At 73.3% G+C, this 4,109-nt stretch carries 2 protein-coding genes; both read right to left on the reverse strand.

The window, feature by feature from the left end:
* A partial coding sequence (locus O3Q52_RS49825) for a rod shape-determining protein (protein ID WP_269655043.1) occupies nucleotides 1-569 on the reverse strand: 569 nt, incomplete at its 3' end.
* A 155-nt stretch (nucleotides 570-724) separates the two neighbouring features.
* Nucleotides 725-4,109, reverse strand: a 3,385-nt coding sequence (locus O3Q52_RS49830) for an SAV_2336 N-terminal domain-related protein (protein WP_269655044.1), incomplete at its 5' end; no start/stop codon positions are given.

Raw genomic sequence — 4,109 nt, forward strand, 5'->3', positions numbered from 1 at the left:
GCCTCGCCGCCGACGGGGATGCGGGCGGCGGTCACGATCGAGCCGAGGGACAGCACCGCGACCTGGGTGGCGGCGGCCCCGCACACCATGATCATGGTGGCCTCGGGCCGCCCCACGGGCAGCCCGCAGCCGACGCCGGCGGCGATGAGCGTGTCGACGAGTTCGACGCGCCGCGCACCGAGTCCGACGAGCGTCTCGACGGCGGCGCGCTCCGCGAGCGGGTCGGCGTCGTGCGGGGTGCAGATGGCGGCCCGCAGCCGGGGCTTGCGGCGCAGGGCGCGGCGGACCTTGTCGCCGAGCAGCTGGCGGAGCATGCGCTGGGCCATCTCGATGTCGACGACCGTGCCGCCGGAGACGGGCCGTACGACGCGGATGTAGTCGGGCGTACGGCCCGTCATCTTCTCCGCGAACTCGCCGACGGCGATCAGGGCGCCGGTCTTCGTGTTCACGGCGGCGACGCTCGGCTGGTCCACGACGAGCCCGGCGCCCTTCACGAAGACACGTGTCCTCGCAGCCCCCATGTCGACGGCGAAATGGCAGCGGCGCAACTGCTCCAGGCTGGCGGTCATGGCGGGTCCTCCCGAGAGCACGGACGGTGGGACTCGGCCGGGCGGCGGTCCTCCTTCGCATCGTGGGGGGCCTGACGGGGTGTCGCCTTTTGTGGTGGGCCGGGCGGGGTGCCGCCGGACGGGTGGTCTTGCGTGGCGGTCTTGTGGGGCGGCGCTCAGGTGTTGGGGAGTGCCTGGATCAGGGGCGCCCATGAGGCCGTGGTCAGCTCGCAGCCCGCGCGGAGCAGGCGCTGCTTGTGCGGCTCGGAGCGGGTGTAGCCGAGGAAGCGGAGGCCGATGGCGTTCGCGGCGGTCAGCTCGGCGACCGACGAGCCGACCAGTACGGCGTCCGACGGGGTCGCACCGAGCTGGTCCAGGGCCCGCAGGAGGCAGTCGGGGTTCGGCATCAGCCGGGTCAGGTCCTCGGCGCGGCCGTGCACTCCGCCGTTCACCAGGCCGGTGAGCCGTCCGTGGGCCTGCAGATACATCCAGACGGCGCTCGGCGCGTTGTCCGCGACGACGGCCACGCGCCGGCCGAGGGCGTTGAGCGTGGTGATCAGCGAGTCGGAGAACGGGGTGGCCGTGGCGGTCGGGACGGCCCGCTCCTCGATGCGGTTGAGCCGGCGGCGCAGATCGGCTCCCAGGGGGTGCTCGGCGAACGCCCGCAACAGGTCGAGCGGGTTCGACCGCCCCTCCAGGGGTGACGTGGGCACGCCCCCCGGCGCCGGCGGCTCGCCGCTCAGTGCGGCGTCGGGGTGGCGCAGCTCGGCGAGGAGCGCGACGAGTTCCTGGGTGACCTGCTCCTCCTTGGCCCGGGAGTAGAGGCGTACGAGGGGGCCGTCGAAGCCGATGAGTACGTGGGGGGCGTCGACCAGGAAGGGGGCGGCGGCGTCCGGGGGTGCGGCGAACGACTCGGCCGCGGGCGGGAGGAACGGCGCCGCTTCGTTCGGCTTCAGCCGCACCGAGCATGTCACCGAAAGCCCGGGGACCGGCCAGTTGTGCAGTCCGTTGTGCAGCGCGCCCCGCGTGGGCACACGGTGGACCGGATGACGACGGGTGACACGGCCGGCCTCCTTCATGACATGGCCGAGGAGGCGTTCGGACACGTTGCCGGTGTCGCCGCCCACGAACGCCACCGGATCGTCGACGTGCCAGGCCAGCTCCACCGACGCGGTGAACGTTCCGCCGCGGGAACTGGGGAGTGAGAGCCGGTGGACGGACTGCTGGGGGGTGAGGTCGACCTCGTAGTACGTGACCGGGGGCTCCGAGGCCGGTGTGCCGCCGAGCCGGTCGGGGTCGAGGAGCGTCAGCGCGCCGTCGGCGGGCCGGATGACGACGGCGGTGCGGCCGGGCTCCGGAAGAGGGATCCACCTGGGGGGGCGGGTGACGAACGGGCCGCGGACGAGGTCGCGTTGCCCGGTGCCGGGATCCGGGACGAGCAGGCGGTAGCGGTATCGGTCCGCGGCGAAGGCGGCGGCGCTCGCGCCGTAGGACGGGTCCATGAGGAACTCTGCGGCGCGACGCTGCCTGTCCGTGTCCGGAGAGAGTAGAAGACGGACGGCTCCGGCCACCCGTGACCTGAACGCCCGCTCGAACTCCCGGAGTTCCTCCGGCGCCTCCTCCACGCCCAGGCCCTCCAGCAGATGCCCGAGGGCCTCCAGGTCCTTCGACTCGTCGTTCCCCCGGTCCTGGACCGGCTCGAAGTGCGTGATTCTGATGGTGCCGTCCGGAGACATCAGCAGGCTCTGCGGTGTGAGGCGGCCGTGTGCGACACCCAGTTCATGCAGGGCTCCGAGACCCAGCGCGATCTGCCGCACCACGGACACGTACGTCGTGAAGGGCAGGGGTGGGCTCTCGGCGAGCGTGGTTCCGTCCACGAACTCCGTGACCAGGTACGCGATGTCGTTCTCGACGCCGAAGTCGTGGACGTCCATCACGTTGGCATGCCGGACGGCGGCGAGAACGCGCGCGGTGTTGAGGAAGTGCTCATGCCGCTCCGGCCCGATCGGGCGCGGGTACACCGCGACCGTCGTTCCGGACCGGACGTCCTCGGCCTCCATCACGTGCTTGCCCCGTCCCAGACGCCGTACGAGCCGGTACCTGCCGAGCACCAGCCCGGCGGCGGCCGGTTTCGGCGGGGGACCGCCCAGTCTCCGTACGCTCTCCTCCTGGACCGACGCGAACGGCTCGCCGTCGGCCGTGATGTCGCCGGGGCCCGGTACGGCGATGCGGAACTCGCCGGCCGCCACTCCTGCCCGGGCGTCGATCAACGCGCCTACCCGCGCGAGGAGTTCGGAGGTGCGGCCGAGTGCCGTGCGGGGGAGCGTACGGTGCAGCAGTTCGCGTACGCCGGGGCGGAAGGCGTACGAACCGGCCGTGCCCGGGACCGCGATCAGGGCGCCGCTGAGGATCACCTCGGCGAGGTGCTGCGGCTGGGGGTTCCTCTCGATCGCCGCGTGGACCAGGCGCATGACGGGCAACTCGGGGCGCCCGACGGCGATATGACCGGCCAGCCGGAAGGCCTCCGGGGAGGCGAGGGAACGGAAGCGGAGCAGCAGCTCCTCCGGGGAGAGCTGTTCGACGTCGCCGCGGCCCCATTCGTCGACCGGCGCGGGAGGCGGGGCGGCGCCCAACAGGCCGACCGCACCCGGGAGTCGGCCCCCGCCCGCCACCAGCGCCGACCAGTTCGCCAGCCAGGGCGCCGAGGCCTCCAGGACGGGGAGGGGCAGCACGTCCCGGGGGAGGTCCTCCATGGCGTACGAGTCCACGTCGTACGCGGAGTTGGGCGCCGCGGGCCCCGGCGCGGCGATCCGGGCGGTCGTGGCGGGCAGCGCGGTGGTGCGCCACAGGCGTTCCGGGAGCGGCTGGACCACGGCGACCGGCATCCTGGCGGACCAGCGGCGCAGTGTGGCGTACCAGCGGCTGCCCGCCGGGCCGTCCCGCCACTGCGGGCCCATGCAGTCGCTGATCAGCAGGGTGACCGTACGCCCGTCCGCGTACGCCTCCTGCGAGCCGGGGCGGCGTACCGTGCCGTCGGTCTCCAGCCGGTGCAGCTCCACCGTGCGGAAGATGCCCGACTGGGCGAGGGCCGCGTGCAGTTCGCGGACGAGCGGGCGCCAGATCGGCATCGTCGGGCCCGTGTCGTGCACGAGGTGGAGCGTCAGCCAGCGCTCGGTCGCGGGGCGCAGGACCGGCAGCCACCACTGGGGGGCGGCTCCGAGCCGGGCGATCCGGTGGGCGGTGGCCGACTCGTCCAGTTCCTGTCCGAACGGGGCGGGGACGCTCCGCTTGAGGGGGCGGAGGGCGCGTTGGAGTTTCAGGGGGTGGGGGAGCATGGGTGGCGCGGGCGCCAGGAGCGAGGTGTGTGAGGTGTTGGTGTTCGGGCTGTCCGCCGGGGATGCGTTCCTCGGTGTGGACGTGCCGGGTAGGTGCAGGGGGACCCTGCTGTTGGGGTGCTCGGGGATTTCGGGATGGTCGGGTTGCGGCTGTGTTTTGACCGCGGGTGGGTGGGGGCTTGTCGCGCAGTTCCCCGCGCCCCCAGGATCTGGGGCTGCCGAGCCA

This window comes from Streptomyces sp. ActVer, from assembly GCF_027270795.1.
Classification (GTDB): domain Bacteria; phylum Actinomycetota; class Actinomycetes; order Streptomycetales; family Streptomycetaceae; genus Streptomyces; species Streptomyces umbrinus_A.